An 18,511-nucleotide genomic window follows, 5' to 3' on the forward strand; every position below is an offset into this window, starting at 1 on the left:
ATTGATGAACATTCGTAAATTCAAATGGATACTGGCATTTGCCGGAGCAGTAGTCGTAGTGCTTCTGCTCCGAGGATTTGCTTTTACATCCTACCTTATCCCTTCCACCGGTATGGAAAACTCCATTTTCCAAGGTGAACGCATCTTAGTCAACAAATGGAGTTACGGGTTACGAGTTCCTTTCATGTCGCTTTTCTCCTATCATCGTTGGTGCGAAAGTCCTGTACAGCGACAAGATATCGTAGTGTTCAATAATCCCGCCGGAATCCGGGAACCTATCATCGACCGCCGAGAAATCTATATCAGCCGTTGTCTCGGAGTGCCGGGTGACACCTTATTTGTTGATTCCCTTTTCTCAGTTATTTCACCCGAAGCACAGTTCAACCCGGATAAGAAAAGGCTTTATTCGTATCCTGCCTCAAAAGAAGATCTGATAACTTCACTGATGCATACTCTTTCCATCACCAACGACGGATTGATGGGAAGCAATGACAGTACCCACGTGCGCAGTTTCAGCCGTTATGAATACTATCTGTTGGAACAGGCGATGAATGGAAAAGAGTGCTTCATTCAACCTCTGTCGAACAAGGGAAACACTGATCCGAATCCACTGATTGTTCCCAGAAAGGGGCAATTTATAGGTGTCTGTCCCTGGAACATAACCCTGCTACGAAATACACTCGTGATGCACGAAGGCAAACAGGCAGAGATAAAAAACGATACCCTCTACGTGGACGGAAAGCCCACGAAACGCTGTTATTTCACAAAAGATTATTATTGGATGGGGTCTAACAATACCATCAACTTCTCCGACTCGCGTCTTTTCGGATTTGTCCCGCAAGACCATGTCATCGGAAAAGCCTCCGTCATATGGTTCTCCAAAGAAAAAGATACAGGACTGTTTGACGGATACCGATGGAACCGTTTTTTCAGAACAGTGAAATAATCTCCGGATCATAAAAGAAACTACTCCTGAATAATATCCTTCATTATAGAGTCCCCTAAACGAATTAAAATGAAAGAAATGAAAATAGCTTATTTATCTTCAGCTTATCTCGCTCCCGTCGAATATTATACCAAGTTGCTGGCTTATGACAAGGTGTTTGTAGAACAACACGACCACTATATCAAACAAACGTATCGTAACCGATGTACCATTGCCGGCCCATCCGGCGAATTAGCTCTTTCCATCCCAACCGTAAAACCCGACACATTGAAGTGTCCAATGAAGGATATCCGCATTTCCGACCACGGCAACTGGAGACATCTGCACTGGAACGCCATCGAATCAGCCTACAACAGTACTCCTTTCTTTGAATATTACAAGGACGACTTCCGTCCTTTCTACGAAAAGAAATATGAGTTTTTAATCGATTTCAACGAAGAACTATGCCGGATGGTCTGTGAATTGATAGATATTCACCCCACTATGGAGCGTACTAGCGAATATAAGATGGAGTTTGCTCCCGGAGAATTCGATTTTCGGGAAGTCATCCATCCCAAAAAGGATTTCCGGGAAGTAGATACAGAGTTTATTCCACAACCTTACTATCAGGTTTTCGAGTCCAAACTAGGTTTTCTACCTAATTTAAGTATCATAGACCTGTTGTTCAATATGGGACCGGAAAGTCTGTTGGTACTAGGCGGTGAAAGATATACAAATGGATGAAAGTCTTATCAAAAGAAGTCCTACAAGATTAAAACATAAAACTAAATCCTTTATTGTGAGAAGCTTTATATTTTTGAATTTCCAAAGACAGTGATTTTTTCAATTGCACCGCCATGAAATCCCCAAAAGGCCAGTTGGTTTCATCATCTTGCGCCTGTTGTGAAGAAAGAATATAATCTGCCCTATCCTTCTTAAAAATCTTAGCAGGGAAAATTAGGCAATAAAAAAAACGCTAAGTCAATTTGTTGCAATCACTTAGCGTTTTCTGAGTACCCAGACTCTCTGTCATCTCCTTAAAAAATCTCTAACCAAACATATACCTATTTCAACTCAAATGGTACAGTTCCTTTAATATCCCTTGAAGAACTTCCGATAATTGCTTCAAACTTGCCCGGTTCGGCCACCCATTCGTGTTTAGCATCATCGAAGAAGCTCAATGCTTTCTTATCAATCGTCAGCGTTACTGCTTTCTCTTCTCCCGGAGCCAGTTTCACTTTCTGGAAACCTTTCAACTCTTTGATCGGACGAGGGAGAGAGGATTTCTTATCGCTGATATAAAGCTGAACAACTTCTTGCCCCTCACGAGTTCCTGTATTCTTCACATTGACCGTGAAAGAGATAGTATCATCTGCTGTCATTGTTTTCTTGTCAGCCGAAGGCTTTCCATAGGCGAAAGTAGTGTAGCTCAATCCGTGTCCGAACGGAAACAACGGTTTGACCTTTTCTTTATCCGCCCAACGATAACCTACAAAGATATCCTCACGATAGATTTCATTAATAGTATCTCCCTTATGTTTAGACTGTGCCAATTCTTCTTTATTGCCCGGATATTCTCCTAATTTATGAGCACCCACATCTTCCAGTTTTGCCGGGAAGGTGAAAGGAAGCTTTCCCGAAGGATTGGCGTCTCCTACTAATACGGAGGCAAGAGCCATTCCGGCTTCCGAACCTAGAAACCATCCCTGAACAATAGCAGGCACTTCATTCACCCAGGGCATGGCTACCGCATTACCGGAAATATTAACCACAATCAGGTTTTTATTTACCTTTGCAATTTCACCAATCACTCTATCCTGTGCGTATGGCAAACCTAAAGAAGCACGGTCCGAATCTTCACAGTCCTGATGGCTACTCTTATTCAGACCACCGAAAAAGATTACATAATCAGCATCTTTAGCCACCTGCAGAGCCTCAGCAAGGAGTTCATCTTCCGAACGATCATCTTTCAAGTTCTGTCCGGTCTTCACTCCATTATATTCTCCTGTCGGATCACCGACATACCCACGGGCATATACAACCTCTGCCTGCGATCCCACTCGATTTTTCAATCCATCCAACGGAGAAACCTCATATTTGACTTTCAAAGAAGAACTACCACCGCCTACTGTCATCATCTTAATCGCATTCTCACCGATAACGGCAATCTTCTTCGCTTTGTTCAGATCGATAGGCAACACGTTATTATTATTCTGCAAAAGAACAATTCCCTCCTCGCCTATCTTTCGTCCGGCTTGCCCGTGTTCGGGAGAGCCTAAAGAACCGAACGGTTTATTCGGATCCATTGAGGTGCGGAAAATCAGACGAAGGACATTACTTACCTTTTCATCCAACTCTTTTGTACCGACTTTACCTTCCTTTATCAACCGCAGATAAGGGAAAGCCAAATAGTAATTATCGTAAGCGTTTCTCGTTCCGGCAGATAATCCGTTTGTCCACGAACCAAACTCCAGATCCATACCGTTATAGATGGCCTGTTCGGTATGATGCACACCTCCCCAGTCAGACACCACTACTCCGTCGAAGCCCCATTCATCCCGAAGAATGTCTTTGAGCAAACGTTTATTGTGGCAACCATGTTGTCCTTGATAAAGGTTATAGGAACCCATTATCGACCAAGTTCCCCCTTCCTGAACAGCAGCCTTAAAAGCCGGCAGATATATCTCATAAAGCGCACGGTCGCTTACTTCAACATTAGTTGTATGCCGGTTGAACTCCTGATTATTCAACGCATAATGTTTCACACAGGCAGCCACTCCGTTTTCCTGTACCCCCTTGATGTAAGGAACTACCATAATGGAAGACAAATAAGGATCTTCGCCCATATATTCAAAATTACGTCCGTTCAAAGGGGTACGATAAATATTCACACCGGGACCTAACAGAATGTCTTTCTTCCGGTAGCGTGCTTCTTCACCGATACTTTTTCCATAAAGATAGGACATTTCGGGATTCCACGTCGCGGCAAGGCAAGTGAGTGCGGGATAAGCAATACAAGAATCGTTTGTCCATCCTGCCTGATTCCATTCATCCCATAATACTTCCGGACGGATACCGTGAGGACCATCGGTAGCCCATACTTCCGGAATGCCGAGACGGGGTACACCTGCCGAACTAAATTTAGACTGTGCATGAATCATCTTGACCTTTTCTTCAAGAGTCATCCGGTTCAACGCATCTTTCACTCGCTCTTCGATTGGCTTATTCGTATCCAAATATACCGGTTTCTGCGCACAGACAGGCAATGCGGTCATTATGGACAGGCCAAGTAACATTACTTTGAGTTTCATATTCATATAATTTCTATTCTTATTCAGACTTTACTACCACAGTATTCATACTTTGAGCCAGATTCTCAATTGTTGATTTCGAACCATCCAACGGAGCATAGATTTCCAAACTGGACTTCAACATACTTCCATCACAAAGTTTGTTTATTTCTTCCTCATTCATTGCTGAACGGTAGAAGAACAGTTCACTGTACTCTCTGCCCTCTGTAGAACTATTATCACCGATAATAAACTTACCTACAGTCAGTTTTTCGTTCAATTCTCCTGCTAAACTCTTATCGGTGTATAGCAATGTACGTCCTTGTGCATAATAATGTGTCAAAGATACTACATGCCATTGATTATCCGTAACATCTCCACCTACTATTTTACCTTGCGATGGAGAGTTATATACTACCTTTCCCTCCTGAATCTTCAAAGTTCCCATAGTATTGCCACCATTTGTAAAAGTGGCAATCGTTCCATCTGTAGCACCTTTCACCTTAAAGGAGATTGTAAACGGATGTACTGTTTCTTCCGGAGTAAATTCCAAAACCTTTCCCGCCAAAGTGTATGAAGTTCCGGAGACACGTGCAGGAAGGGTCTTGCCAGCTTCTATTGCATCAAACAACGAAGGAACCATAGCATAAAGGAACTCACGGTGTCCTTCTGTATTCGGATGATAAAGATCCGTACCATTCTGATAACCGTCTGCCCATTTACCACTACCGTTATCTATTGCACCTAACATATTGACAGAAGGAAGATCCCACTCATGAATCAGCAGATTCATCTGTTTTACATACCTATAATCGCTCTCCTCAAAATCTCCACGAGTATAATTATTCATCATCACGGGATATTTACCGTCTTCACGCGCTTTACTAATCAAAGTCTGCATATTGTCCTTGAATTGATTATAGATAGCCTGCTGATCGGCAGCCCCATGTATTCCCTCATTACCCAAAGAAAGTCCGAAGATAACATACTTGCCGCAGTCATACAACAAATCATTGTAACGAGCCAACAAATTCAATGTACTGTTTCCACCAATAGAAATACCAGATGTATACCATGGCAGACGGGTCTCCTGATTCTTGAAACGCTCGTCCTGCAATTCTCCGAACATATAGGCATAACCATGATTACTGTCTGCCCCCTGTCCGTTAGCGACAGAAGATCCCATTACAGAAATCTTAAAAGGATCTATACCTTCTTCACCACAATCAATATAGAAAGCGAAACGACGGAGATCTAAAGTGATATTATACGTACCATGATTCAAATTTATATCACTGGAAGAATAGCCGGAATTTGAGAAAGCCACTTCATTAGGAGTATCAGAAATACGTTTCATTGTATAATCCCAACTTTTGTTCATAATAAAGTTGAAACGGGCACGGTCACTTGCCGTACCAAGTCCGGTCAGTTTTACCCGTCCGCCCCATACACCTTTGCCTTGATAGGCAAGCGGTACACCAGCTCCGGCATTCCAACCTCCTTCCGTAACACTCCCAACAATACTCCATTCTTCTACCGGAGTAATGGTATAACTCTTTTTTGACATATCCACTACAATATATACCGGACCTGTCACCTCTGCCGAAATACCGTAACTATTCATCGCCACAACACCAGGTTCATGTCCCTTTCCAATATCAGTAGATACGCCCTCCGGTGTTACCCCCTTGAAAGAAAACTTACCCGATTGAAGTGACAAAAAAGCTTCAAACTTATTACTTACCTTGTCCGTCGGAGAAATCACGTGCATAGGCACTTCTCCTTCTTCTACCGCACTACCGGTTATTGTCAACGAAGTAAATGTTTGGGGACGTTCTACATCGGTATATTCTTCTAGCTTCAAAGCATTTATTGCCATATATGCTCCCGTACTACGAGAAACAGCAAAGGTCAGAGTGCCTTCTTCATCCGGATAGACTAATCCGGACTCACAGATATTAGCAATATTCTGGTTAACCCCTTCCCCGCCTAAGTTTGTTCCGGCAATCTGCAACTCACCTTGATAACTGTTCAACCCGGACATCGTATAATAAGCAACACGTTTCTCTGTAGAATTTCGGCTACCAAACGCATAGAACTTATATGCCTTCTCCTTATCCAAGCCGGAAATGGTAAAGTTATTGCCATTCTCCCCACTCTCTATATAGAAATAATCTTCTGTAGCTGTAGATACGGCAAAATCTTTCAACAACTCTGCGTCAGGAGTTAACAAACCACCTCCGCCAGAACCTCCATTAGTAGAAAAACGGGTATTCAACGTCAGTTTATAGTCTACGGAAGTACCTTCCGAGTTAACAAAGTCCTTAAATACAGAGTTAATAGCAACATAAGTCCCATCATTATTATAAATGTTATTCCAATAGTGTCCGTTCTCATCCGGACTTTCAGTTTGAGAACCTCTATTTTCCCCTCCTACCGAACCGAAATCAAAATAAAGGGTTTGTACCAATACAGGATTGATAGGCTCCGGCGCAGGTATCACTACCTCTTCGTCTTCCCCCGGTATGGGAGAGGCAACAGGATCATCATCATTGCAAGAACCAACTGACAGCATTCCAAATAATGCAAATACTAAGCATATATATTTTTTCATATCTTACTAATCTTATGATTTATGATTCTTCTATTATTTAACATTGGTATATTCCTCTATTTTCAGGGCATTAAGTGCCGCATAATTACCGACCTTTTTTTCCAGAGTGAACTTTATTTTACCATTTCCATCAGGATAAATAATATCTGATTCACAGATATTTTTTATGTTCTGATTAATACCGTCTCCTCCACAATTAGTTCCTGAAGTTTGCAATTCACCTGTATAATCATTGGATCCCGACATAATATAATTTACTATACGTGTATCAGCGGTTCCCCTACTACCAAAGATGTAAAACTTATATCCTTTTTCCTTATCCAAACCAGAGAAAGTAAAACTCCTATCCTTATTTTCATCATTTTCGGTATAGAAATAATCTTCAGTAACTGATTTTATAGCAAAATCTCCCAATAGTTCTTCCTGAGGACTCATTAAGCCACCTGCACCATCCATTCCATTAGTCGAGAAACGAACGTCTAAAGTTAATTTATATTCCGTTGGAACATTATCCGAATTAAACAAAGGCGAGTAAACAGTACCGGCGTCAGCATATTTAGCCGCATCACCCGTTCCTACATTATTATTACAGATATTATTCCAATAATGATTATTCTTATCAATGCCTTCTGTTAATTCTCCCCTGCCGGAAGTCTTCGAACCGAAATCAAAATACAACGTCTGTACCAGCGTCGGTTGCGGTTTCACCTCTCCATCCGAAATTTTTTCCAGAGAAACTGTCCCCTTATCGTTTCCGGCTGTCAAATCAACAGTTAATACATAAGTAGCTCCTTCCTCAAGGGTTACACCATCTGCTAATACAATATTTCCATCATCATTCCCTTCGTCTATTACTTTGATCAATGCTTTTGAACTTTCAACGACTGTCAATCTATTATTTTTAGATAACTCTCCTCCCCAATTATTTTGATAGAAAAACTTACAACCTATATAATCATATCTGAAACGCTGTCCTATTGATGAACCATGTTCAGGACCTGCCACTCCGGTAAACTGATATTTCTTAGGCGCAATCTCTGATATACTGTAATTATTTCCTGCATTCCATCCGAATTGATAATCCAATGAAGGTGAGCCGACTCCCCAACCCATTAACCAAATAGCACCATGTCCGTCATCAGAAAGAGTAGCTTCTTTATCACCGTTCATACGAGTCACACTAAAATATTTCTGTTTCATATTAGCTACTACACGATACTTGCCATCCATCGGTAAGAAAGTCAATGTGCCATTGGATTCTTTCCTGAAATAATCCGGATTAATCCACCAGCCATCCAGATCTATACCCACAACTACTATGGACTGTCCCTGAGTAAATGATTTCTGTATCAGATAAGTATTCGCATCCTGTGCTATCATCTTCTCTCCGTCAAACAATACATTGACCAATGGAGAAACTGCGTATGTAAGCACATTGAAAGTTACCTCATAAGGTTCTGCCTCCGTACCGGAGAAAGTGATGGGATCCACATTCTTCCCTTCCGCAAGCTGATTCTCATTATCCCAGCCGAAAGTCAGTTCGTTACCGTTTTCACCGACTTTTGGGGTTTTAAAATAAGCCTTCATATCCTGAGGAAATCTACCGGTCACACTATAATTATACAGAGACTGCCTCTTCATCAGATATTCTTCACCCATTTCGTCAACCAAAGTGACATAAGGGAAGTCCGGTCGGGACAAAACAACCTCCCGCTCCATTTCCGTAGTAGTGAAATGGATATTCTGAAGGACAAACTTCAAAGTAGCCCTACCATCAATCACGTTGGGATAATAAGGCACAAAGACTTTGCCCGTATAATCGCTACCACTTGTCTTGGTGCGAATCACAGTTTCCGACACCAACTCCTCTCCATAAAAAAGTTTCGCTTTCAAAGTAGAAAGAGGTACATCCACATCCGAAGCCTTAATGGTGAACGGGAGACTATCGCCATAGAGCGCACTTACTTTCCCAGCTCCGAGTTCCATATCCGGATTACCCGAAAGGAATTCATCGTCACTACAGGAATTCATGGCCAGTATTCCTACCAATGCCAATATTATATAGATACTTTTATTCATGTCTTTATACTTTTAAGGTTCTTATTTCGACTTCGCCCAACGGTAAGAGGTCACAGACTTGCCAGGAACATCATAAGCAAAATGACGTTTACCATCACTGATAGTTATCTTCTTTGTCTTCTCATTGTTGTTCATCAAAACAAAAGCGTATGTACCATCCGTATTCTCGAAAGCAGAATACATAATATTGCTGTCGGAATAGCCGGATGCACCGATACGTACTGCGCCCGGTTTCACTACACTTGAAAGATGAGCAATGATATAATAATGTGAGTTACGAATGATTGTCTTATAGTCACTATTGCTGATATCCACCGCTCCATAGCAAGTCTGGCAACCGCCTTCACGATTGGGAGCACGGTCATTATCAAGCATCAGATTCCATACAATCACCCCTTTACACCAATTGTTCACTGTTCCCAATGCAACTTCTTTCATATCTTCCAGCAATCGCTTTGACAAGTCACGTCCGCTATTCCATGTACCGATAGAAGTTTCCGTAAACAGTAGTTCTTTCTCGGGATAAGCTTTATGGATTTCCAGCAGTTCCTCACGATCGCCGCCATAATTGTGATATGCTGCACCAGCTATATACTGGGATGCATCGCTATCACCGTAAATCTTGACCGGATACTGTTTCTCTGCCTCAAGATTGCTGTAGTCATAATTATGATCATAGGCATAAATCTTTGTATCCAATCCCGCAGCCTTGAACTGAGGTCCGAGCGCAGTTTTCACAAAGTCTCTCTGTTCTTCCCAACTCATGTACATCGAAGCCGAATTGCCATGATTCAATGGTTCATTTTGAGGAGTCACAGCATAAATATCAATACCTTCGGCCTTAAATGCCTGTACCCATTTTACGAAATAGGTAGCATAGTCTTGATAATAAGCAGGATTCAGCTGTCCGCTTGTCCACGTCGTCAGCGGGGTAAGATCTTCCAAACTCTTTACCTTCATCCACAAAGGGCAAGTCCATGGAGCTGCAATAATCTTAATAGAAGGATTAATGGACAGAATCTCTTTCAGAATCGGCAAGATATAGTTTTTCTCTTCACTCTGCAAAGCAAAGTTCTCTATTCCTTTCGTATCGCAACAAGTATATTCGCTCAACGAAAAGTCCGAACAACCAATCGAAATACGAATATAGCTAAACCCGAAACCACTGTTATCAGAGAATGTTTCGGTCAGGAAATCATGGCGGTCCGCCGGCTGCATCTTTAAAAGATTAAAGCAGGTAGCTCCCGTTATGGCTGCCCCGAAACCATCCATTGTCTGGTATTGTTCTGTAGGATCCAGCGTGATAGAAGTAGGTGCCAAGTTATCCTTCGAGCTGAAGTTAACCGCATCACGGGTTAAATCACGTGTCAGGCTGTTGGTCGTTGCATAAATCGTCACATCTCCGGTTGGAACAGGTGCTACCGGTTTTTCTGCGTCGTCACTGTTGCTGCATGCAGCTAATATGGTGAAGCATCCTAAAAAAGTCAATGCTATATTTCTCATGTTTATCATAATCTTAAGTTTCTAATATATTAATAACCCGGATTCTGTTGAATCTTATCATTCGCATCAATTACTGACTGCGGGATAGGCAAGCGATAGGAGTTCTTATCGAAAGCATAAACCTGCGCCTTGCGTCCTGAATCTTTCGCATACACAGCATTCATCACTTCTTCTACCTTATCCAGACGTACTAAGTCAAACCACCGTTGTCCTTCAAAAGCCAGCTCCAACCGACGTTCTTTAAGCAAAGCGTCAATCATGGAATTCTTGTTTTCACGAATAGATGAAGGAAGTTTCCCCAAACCGGCACGTTCCCGTATTTCATCAATAATACCGGCAGCCGCTTCCAAATCAGGTGTATCCTGCATTATCAATGCCTCTGCCTTCAGCAACAGCACATCAGCATAACGATATTTTATGATACTGCTATTGGCCGAACGGCATTTGTACATGAACGGATAATTATCCGACGGATAATAATTGCTCCATGAGCAGTCATAATAAACAACCGACTCTTTAAAACGAACCTCATCACCTTCTTTCTTGAAAGCATTAATCAAGTCACGTGACGGAGTTACCCATTTCGCCCATGTGAAGTTGGTATTCCAGTTCACCAAATCGCGTCCGAACATCCATGAACACCAATTGCCCGCTCCGGGAGTAAACTGTGCTTCAAGAATAGCTTCCTTTGTGTTACGTACCTTCGCATCCGTATTAGCGTCGTTCATGCCAAACAAATCGCTGAAGTCTTCTACCAAATCGAAGCCATCCGCTTTCACCTCATCACAATATTGGATTACCTTCGTATAGTCACGCAACGGCTTTTCCGCATAAATCTTAGCTAATAATGTACGTGCCACCGATTTGGTGAATAACGTCTTATTGCCCGGTGTATTGTCCGGTGCATACTTCACAGCGTCCAACAAGTCTCTCTCAATCTGCTGGTAAGCTTCAAGCTCCGTATTCTGCTCAGGGAAATACTGGGAATATACATCTTCAATATTATCCGAAGTAATATCATCCGCCACAGTTGTAATCACCGGGAAGTCTCCCCAAAGACGCACCATATCAAACATAATCATAGCACGGAATATCTCCGCTTCCGCTTTATACTGTGCCCGTTCATCGGCAGTCAATGAATTATCTTTCACCTGGTCGATGTTGCAAATCAGCTTATTGGCACGGGCAATATCCTCCAAATAACGGTTCCAGTCACGCTCCAATACAGAATTCGATCCTTCAATAGAATTATTTTCAAACGGAACGACTTCCGCTCCTGTAGTGCCTGCATAGGCATTATCCGCATGAGAATCAGCAATCAGCAACAAATCCACATACCAATGTTCCTGACGGTCACGCATCTGATTGTAAAGCGTAGTCAGATGGCTTTCAACAGCTGCCTTATCCTTGAACACAATCTTCGTTCCGTTATCCGTTATTCCTTCTGTCACATCCGAATAGGTGTCTAATGGCTCATAATCCAGTGAACAGGAAGAAATCCCCAATAACAGACCGGACGTCAATCCACAAAATATAGTTCTTAGTTTCATAATCTTTCCTTTCATTAGAATTCAACATTAATACCAAACACGTATGATCTGCAATGCGGGTAAGTTCCCCAGTCGATACCCTGCACTGTACCACTATTGCCCCATTGGTTCACTTCCGGATCCATACCGGAGTAACTGGTCCACGTCAGCAGGTTGGTAGCTGTAAAATAAGGTTGCAGACGGGTGATTCCCCATTTCTTCAAGAGTTTGCCTTTCACGTTGTATGACAAAGAGACGTCTTTCAACCGCAGATAACTGCCATCCTCCACGAAATAAGTAGAATTCAACAGTTTAAAATTAGCTTTCGGCACATCCGTTATCTGTCCGGGTATCTTCCAACGTCCCAACACGCGGGTCGACTGATTCTTACCGTCATACATACCTTCTGTTTCGATACGTGAGGCGTTATAAATATCATTTCCGTATGAACCTTGTATAAAAATACTCAGATTAAATCCTTTCCAGGAGAATGTATTGGTCATACCGTAAGTGAAATCCGGATTCGGGTCACCGATATAAGTACGGTCGGAAGATGAGATCTTACCGTCATGATTCAAGTCACGATACATCAGTTCACCGGTTTCCGGGTCCACACCGTCGCTGATATAGCCATAGAAACCTCCCAAGGCACGCCCCGGCTCATTACGTACAACATAATCATTGACTACATCCGCTGTCTTCGCATCATAATACACTTTTTGCAGTTCCAGCTTCGTCAGTTTATTCCGGTTGAAAGAAATATTGAAATCCGTATCCCAAGTAAATGCTCCGCCACGGAAGTTCTTCGAACTGATAGAAAGTTCAAAACCCTTGTTCACCATTTCACCTTCGTTTCTGGCTATCGAAGTGGCTGCGGCAGCACCGGCAGGCAGAGATACATTCATCAGCATATTCTTTGTTTTCTTATAGTAGTAGTCCGCATTGAACGTTAACCGTCCATTCAAGACTGTCAGATCCAAACCTATATTTGTCTGTGTGGTTGTCTCCCAAGTTAAATCGGATGTACGTAAGTTCGCCTGACTGATGGTCGGTACGGCATTGGCATAATCCGTCTTATCCCCTTCCTCACCTTTCTTAAACCATTCGATACGACCGATGTTATAACGTTGCAGATAAGCATAGTCTCCGATACCCGATTGGTTACCCGTTTGTCCCCAACCTCCACGCAGCTTCAAGTCATCAATCCAGGTCAGATCTTCCATAAACTTCTCTGAAGAGATACGCCAAGCGGCAGAGAATGATGGGAATACCCCCCAGCGATGGTCAGGATGCAGTTTAGAGGAACCATCAGCACGGATATTGGCAGTCAGCAGATACTTACTGTCGAAATTATAGGCTACACGTCCGAAAAATGACATGATACCCCATTGGGAAGCCCCTGTTCCGGTATTATCCCAAGAAATCTTATTGGCCGCATTCAAGGTCTGGATCTGGTCATCACGATAATGAGAACCGTTAATCCAACTGTTTGAATAGTCGGAATCCGTCCACGACGAACCGGCCATGACTTCCAGTCCATGCTTTTTGAAGTTCTTATTATAAGTCAAGACATTATCAAATGTCAGGACCGTATTCATGTTCCGATTATCCGAAGCCTCTCCATATTGGTTGCGTCCCCAAGTAGTGGAAATAGGATCAAGGAAAGTAGTATTGACAGCATTACGGCGGTCAAGAGTAAGTGTCGATTTGAATTTCAACTCAGGAAGAATCGTCAGCAACACGTTACCGGAAGCCAATAAACGATTTTCTTTATCTTTATTGTTCTTTGCACGTGCCATATTCTCCAGTGGATTGGTGATATTGCCCACTCCATAAAAATTATTATAATACTGGTTAGGGTTCAAAGCGTCCCAAACCGGAGCATACGTCGGAGTATTGATAACCGCCAGAATAACACCTCCCCGATTCGCTCCTGTTCCCATAGCGCCTCCTCCATTGCTTGTATAGTCGGAATAAGAGATATTAGCACTAACGGTCAACCATTTACGAACCTGATTTTCGAGATTCACACGGAAGTTATAACGTTTGTAATAAGAGATGTCCAACACGCCTTGTTCATTCAGATATCCGGCAGAAAGGTAGTATTTCATCTTCTCGTTGCCATTGGATACAGCAATCTGATAATTCTGGGTCTTCCCTGTCTGGTATGTCTCGTCAAACCAATCGGTGCGGTCGGGCAATCCGTCAGGCAGAGACACCAGTCCGATCTCGTCCTGCAATTCTTTGTACTGTGCCGCATTCAAGGACTCCACTTTATCGGCCACTTTATTCAGTCCGAACTGGGCAGTCAGAGAAACTTTCGCATTTCCCGTCGCACCTGCTTTTGTCGTAATAAGGATCACACCGTTAGCGGCACGCGAACCGTATATAGATGCGGAAGAAGCATCTTTCAAGATCTGCATACTCTCAATATCATTCGGAGAAAGGAACTTGATATTGTCTACCGGCACTCCGTCTACTACATATAGCGGATCGTTACTCCCATTCATTGAAGTAGTACCACGCACACGGATAGACATCTCGCCTCCCGGCGTACCATTGGGCTGGATGACCGATACACCTGCCGCCTTACCCTGAATGGCCTGTCCGGCAGATACAATGGGACGCATATCCAGATCTTTGGTGGATACGGAAGAAATGGCTGTCGTCACATCTTTCCGTTTCACCGAGCCATAACCGATTACCACCACTTCATCGAGCACTTCATTATCTTCCTGAAGTGTAACCTTCATTTGACGGGCAGCCTTCATCTCCTGCGACTTATAGCCCACATAAGAGAATACCAGAATGGCATTTTGTTGAACATTTAATGAAAAGTTACCATCCAGATCGGTAATCGCACCGTTAGTCGTTCCTTTTTCCTGTACACTAACACCGATAAGCGGTTCGTTCTGCGCATCCAGCACCTGACCGGAGGCAGTAATTTGTTGTGCGGATGCACTCAATGATAGAAACATTGCCAGAATAGCAAAGAGAATCTTGCGACTCCCCGAAAGGATTTTTCGCCTGTTCTTTTTCATGCGTACTAATTTTAAAGTTAATAATAAACGTCCGTCCGCAATGGAGTTCCTCTCATTGCTTCCGAAGCACAGGTCAAAATTATAAAGAAATGAGAACGGATTCATAAGGAGGGGGCAATAAGTGGATACCACTAAAAGGCAAACATCTCATTTCCAAACGCTTACCCTCTTTTCTTCAGTCTAAAAAAGTGGATAGTTTACAGCCTTGATTAGCGGATTTTTCGTACTAAATCCTCAAAATCCTCTCTCGAGCCACGAGTTTTGTTCTTCACTTTTGCACGGTAATTATAGATTGTGTTCACCGAATAACGAAGGAACTCGGCGATCTGTGAACTGTCTTCAATGCCTAGACGTATCAAAGCGAAAATACGTAATTCGGTATTCAACAGTTCGTCTTTCTTCAATACAATCCGTTCATTATCCTGCAGCAGGTCATTAAACTTCTTCACGAAATCGGGGAACAGATGTAGAAAGGCTGTATCGAAGTTGGCATACAACTCTTCCAACTCTTCGTCAAGAGCGTCCTGCGAACGGGTTATCTTTAAAAGTTCCGCTATCTGTCCGGCGGATACTTTCTTATTCACCATACGCCGATAAGCATCCAGACGGTTAATATAGGTGGAGCACAGCTTGATAAACCGCGCGATATATTCCTCCTTAATCTGATTGGACTCTGAAAGTTCTATGTTGGTGGAGGACAGGCAACTGTTCATCTGCCTCAACTCCTCATTCAGTCCGTTTAACTGCTCGTTAGCCTGTTGAAGATGGTTTCGTGCATCCGCAAGTTTCTTCATCTGACGATAGATATAGCCCAAAGCCACTATCAACAGTACTAGCAATGTAGTGATAAGCAACAGATATTGCTGGAGACGACCATTCTGCTTTTCAATCATTGCCTGATAAGTCTTGTCAATCAGTGAAAGTACATCAGCACTTTGCCAGCTACGCAAACGGGCATTGTAAAACTTAGTCGCATTCCAGGAAAAACGCATATATTGATATGCCCGTTCCATATCACCATCTTCGTAAAGCAGTTGGGCAAGCATCCACAGCGACGCATGATCTTTAATAGCCGAACGGATATCTGAAATAGCGGAGATGCAAAGATTCTTCTCCTCCCCTAGATGATCCCCACTATATTTGTAGATGAGGGAACGATGATAAGTAGCAATCGCATACTGGGGTGTATACGGCTCCATCTCCGCTAATCGGAGGTCATTTATTTTCAAGGCTTCCTCATATTGATGTTGGTCACGAAGCAACGCTTCACGCATCAACAGACGTTCTTCCGATGCAGGCGGCAATATGGCGTACAAAGAATCCTTATATGCCTGCGAGATACTCCAATAATGTCCCGAAAGGGCTTTATCCTGTGTATAAACGCTCAATTCTCCATACACATGATCGAAACAAGTGTAATAATCCGGGATTAAGCGAGCGGCTACCTCCTGACGGCCTACCGACTCCAAAACGTCGATAGACTCTGTATACATCCCCGTTGAAGATAATAGTAATGAGAGCTGCAGCTTGCTTTCTATCTTCCGGTCTGTATCATGCAGATACTCTGCAATCCGTATATTCTCATTCAAATAATGAATGGCGGAATCGCAGATAAAAGCTCTGTATTCTTTGTATATCTGATTATTCAAGTTGTAATGTTCCGCTGACTTGACCTCTGTTCCATTTACCAATGACTTAAGATGTCCGATACGCGACTCACGCTGGGCAACGTATGTCTCATGCTCTTGAATCGTCCGGTCAAGCACGTTCAAGAGTGAATCTAAAGTCTTATCGGCCCAAGTATATAACGGCAAAGAAAGAAATACAAGGAATAACAGACTATTCTTTTTCATTGGAATATCAAGCTTTAAAATACAAAGGTTAGTTATTCAGTTATTTTTCTTCTTCCACCATCCAGCGCTCCACATTCCGCTTTTCCGCACTGAACTCCACACCGACTTTTATCACTTGCCGGCCCTCTGCCACATATGGAAGCGTATAGCCTTTCTCTTCAATCTGTTGCAGGGCCTGTCCGGCAGTTCCTTTCAACTTAAACTCGAACACATAAACAAACTTAGGAGTCTTTACAACAGCGTCTGCACGACCCCGTGAGCTATGGACCTCCGCTTGGGTGAACTGCCCCATCAATTTAAATATCAAATAAATGACTACCTGATAGTGACGCTCTGTACGGTCATTCAGTTCATATGGGAAATCAGCGAAGAAGGCTTCAAAGCGGCGCATGAAAGCATCGATATCGCCACTGCGCAGTTCTTGGACAAACTTACCCACATAAAAACTTCGCTCTTCATCTGTTACCGCCGTATAGAACGGCACCAAGAAGTTGAGAAAACCATAGCGTACTTCATCGTTAGGAAAACCTAAACGATACAATCCAAACTCCCTGTCATATTCCTTTATAGTCAGATAACCACTCTGATAAATCAACGGGATAGGATTCTTTCTATCCGCACGGTATTCGGTAAAAGCGGAAGCGGCTGTCTCTATACCGTCCATCAACAAACGAAGATCGTAATCGCTCTCTTTCAACAGTTCTACAAGGAAAGTAGGTGTACCGGTCTGGAACCAGTAATTGCCAAACTCTTTACTGAAGAACGCATTCAAAACACTGAACGGATTAAATACACCTTCGCCATTGGGATGAAAATGATAACCGTCATATTGACGAGTCATCGCATCCACAACTTCCTCCACATTCATGCCATTGGCACGCGACAAAGCCATAAGTTCAGGCTCAAAATTGGAAAGAAGCTCTTCATGCGTGATACCGCAAAGAGTAGAGAAATCATAATTCATACTGATGTCATTCAACTGATTCAAGTCACTGAACACACTAACTTGAGAAAACTTTGTGACACCGGTCAGAAACGCAAAACGGAGGTAACGGTCCGCACTCTTCAATACCCCGTAAAAAGCCTTTAAGGTAGAACGGTAAGACTCAAGAAGAGGTTCATTCTGAATGGCCTGCAACAGTGGCTTATCATACTCATCCACCAATACCACAACGCCCTTGCCCGTTTGTTCGGAAGCACGACGGATGACATAAGCAAAACGTTCTTCCGAAGCACGGTCACGCTTTTCTTCTCCATACACCGCTTCCCATCGTTCTAAGTGCTGATTTAAAATAGCATCCAAATCCGCCGGAGTGGTGTACTTACGGGCATTCAAGTCGAGATGAAGCACTGGATGCTCTTCCCACTTCTTCTCCAACTCTTCCACAGCAAGCCCCGTAAAAAGCTCACGTCTCCCCTTGAAGTAAGCTTCGAACGTAGATATCAACAGACTTTTCCCGAACCGGCGCGGACGACTTAAGAAGAAAGGCTTGCCAATGTTCGCTATAGTCCACATCAATGCCGTTTTGTCCACATACAGATACCCGTCATTGCGAATATCCTCGAAAGTCTGAATCCCGATAGGAAGTTTTCTACCCGTTACCAACATACTGCTTCTGTTTTTAGATTGTTATCACACACGTATCTGCTACAAAAATACGAATTATACAGACGAAA

At 42.9% G+C, this 18,511-nt stretch carries 10 protein-coding genes and 1 pseudogene; 2 read left to right on the forward strand and 9 right to left on the reverse strand.

The annotated features are described in order from the left end of the window. The first annotated feature begins 4 nt into the window (after positions 1 to 4). Together lepB and ACNOGP_RS03465 are read left to right on the forward strand one after the other, a co-directional pair. Positions 5 to 946 (forward strand): signal peptidase I, encoded by a 942-nt coding sequence (gene lepB / locus ACNOGP_RS03460; RefSeq protein ID WP_186966305.1) that lies wholly within the window; start codon positions 5 to 7, stop codon positions 944 to 946. A gap of 69 nt (positions 947 to 1,015) precedes the next feature. After that, positions 1,016 to 1,669, forward strand: coding sequence for a WbqC family protein (locus tag ACNOGP_RS03465; RefSeq protein WP_418214076.1), 654 nt, complete (start codon positions 1,016 to 1,018; stop codon positions 1,667 to 1,669). 28 nt (positions 1,670 to 1,697) lie between these two features. On the opposite strand, the pseudogene ACNOGP_RS03470 reads toward ACNOGP_RS03465, so the two are convergent. The 9 genes and pseudogenes from ACNOGP_RS03470 to ACNOGP_RS03510 all read right to left on the reverse strand — a co-directional run. Next, a pseudogene (locus tag ACNOGP_RS03470) lies at positions 1,698 to 1,883 on the reverse strand (hypothetical protein); the annotation flags it as partial. Between the two features lie 106 nt (positions 1,884 to 1,989). Further along, positions 1,990 to 4,242 carry a glycoside hydrolase family 3 C-terminal domain-containing protein gene (locus ACNOGP_RS03475; protein ID WP_418214077.1) on the reverse strand — a complete coding sequence of 751 codons (2,253 nt, stop codon included), beginning with the start codon at positions 4,240 to 4,242 and terminating at the stop codon, positions 1,990 to 1,992. A 13-nt stretch (positions 4,243 to 4,255) separates the two neighbouring features. After that, a complete protein-coding gene (locus tag ACNOGP_RS03480; RefSeq protein WP_418214078.1) occupies positions 4,256 to 6,829 on the reverse strand; it encodes a GDSL-type esterase/lipase family protein in 2,574 nt (857 codons plus the stop codon). Between the two features lie 33 nt (positions 6,830 to 6,862). Next, a complete protein-coding gene (locus tag ACNOGP_RS03485; RefSeq protein WP_418214079.1) occupies positions 6,863 to 8,908 on the reverse strand; it encodes a DUF5016 domain-containing protein in 2,046 nt (681 codons plus the stop codon). Between the two features lie 21 nt (positions 8,909 to 8,929). After that, positions 8,930 to 10,420, reverse strand: a complete 1,491-nt coding sequence (locus tag ACNOGP_RS03490; protein ID WP_195474587.1) for a glycoside hydrolase family 30 protein — start codon at positions 10,418 to 10,420, stop codon at positions 8,930 to 8,932. A 20-nt stretch (positions 10,421 to 10,440) separates the two neighbouring features. Further along, positions 10,441 to 11,976 carry a RagB/SusD family nutrient uptake outer membrane protein gene (locus ACNOGP_RS03495; protein ID WP_272721024.1) on the reverse strand — a complete coding sequence of 512 codons (1,536 nt, stop codon included), beginning with the start codon at positions 11,974 to 11,976 and terminating at the stop codon, positions 10,441 to 10,443. Further along, complete coding sequence (locus ACNOGP_RS03500; RefSeq protein WP_007762894.1) at positions 11,976 to 14,981, reverse strand: SusC/RagA family TonB-linked outer membrane protein; 3,006 nt, start codon at positions 14,979 to 14,981, stop codon at positions 11,976 to 11,978. The genes ACNOGP_RS03495 and ACNOGP_RS03500 overlap by 1 nt, the downstream gene beginning before the upstream one ends. A 209-nt stretch (positions 14,982 to 15,190) precedes the next feature. Continuing rightward, entirely contained in the window at positions 15,191 to 16,834 is a 1,644-nt protein-coding gene (locus tag ACNOGP_RS03505; RefSeq protein WP_418214080.1) for a DUF6377 domain-containing protein, read from the reverse strand. A gap of 40 nt (positions 16,835 to 16,874) precedes the next feature. Further along, complete coding sequence (locus tag ACNOGP_RS03510) at positions 16,875 to 18,443, reverse strand: ATP-binding protein (RefSeq protein WP_418214081.1); 1,569 nt, start codon at positions 18,441 to 18,443, stop codon at positions 16,875 to 16,877. Positions 18,444 to 18,511 lie beyond the last annotated feature (68 nt).

It is taken from the genome of Bacteroides difficilis (assembly GCF_048319815.1).
GTDB classification, from domain to species: Bacteria; Bacteroidota; Bacteroidia; order Bacteroidales; family Bacteroidaceae; genus Bacteroides; species Bacteroides zhangwenhongii.

Excerpts from the sequence above, each read along its gene's own strand:
- ACNOGP_RS03500 (WP_007762894.1), bottom strand. The coding sequence starts at position 14,981 with ATGAAAAAGAACAGGCGAAAAATCCTTTCGGGGAGTCGCAAGATTCTC.
- ACNOGP_RS03505 (WP_418214080.1), bottom strand. The coding sequence starts at position 16,834 with ATGAAAAAGAATAGTCTGTTATTCCTTGTATTTCTTTCTTTGCCGTTA.
- lepB (WP_186966305.1), top strand. The coding sequence starts at position 5 with ATGAACATTCGTAAATTCAAATGGATACTGGCATTTGCCGGAGCAGTA.
- ACNOGP_RS03490 (WP_195474587.1), bottom strand. The coding sequence starts at position 10,420 with ATGATAAACATGAGAAATATAGCATTGACTTTTTTAGGATGCTTCACC.
- ACNOGP_RS03510 (WP_418214081.1), bottom strand. The coding sequence starts at position 18,443 with ATGTTGGTAACGGGTAGAAAACTTCCTATCGGGATTCAGACTTTCGAG.
- ACNOGP_RS03480 (WP_418214078.1), bottom strand. The coding sequence starts at position 6,829 with ATGAAAAAATATATATGCTTAGTATTTGCATTATTTGGAATGCTGTCA.
- ACNOGP_RS03495 (WP_272721024.1), bottom strand. The coding sequence starts at position 11,976 with ATGAAAGGAAAGATTATGAAACTAAGAACTATATTTTGTGGATTGACG.
- ACNOGP_RS03475 (WP_418214077.1), bottom strand. The coding sequence starts at position 4,242 with ATGAATATGAAACTCAAAGTAATGTTACTTGGCCTGTCCATAATGACC.
- ACNOGP_RS03465 (WP_418214076.1), top strand. The coding sequence starts at position 1,016 with ATGAAAGAAATGAAAATAGCTTATTTATCTTCAGCTTATCTCGCTCCC.
- ACNOGP_RS03485 (WP_418214079.1), bottom strand. The coding sequence starts at position 8,908 with ATGAATAAAAGTATCTATATAATATTGGCATTGGTAGGAATACTGGCC.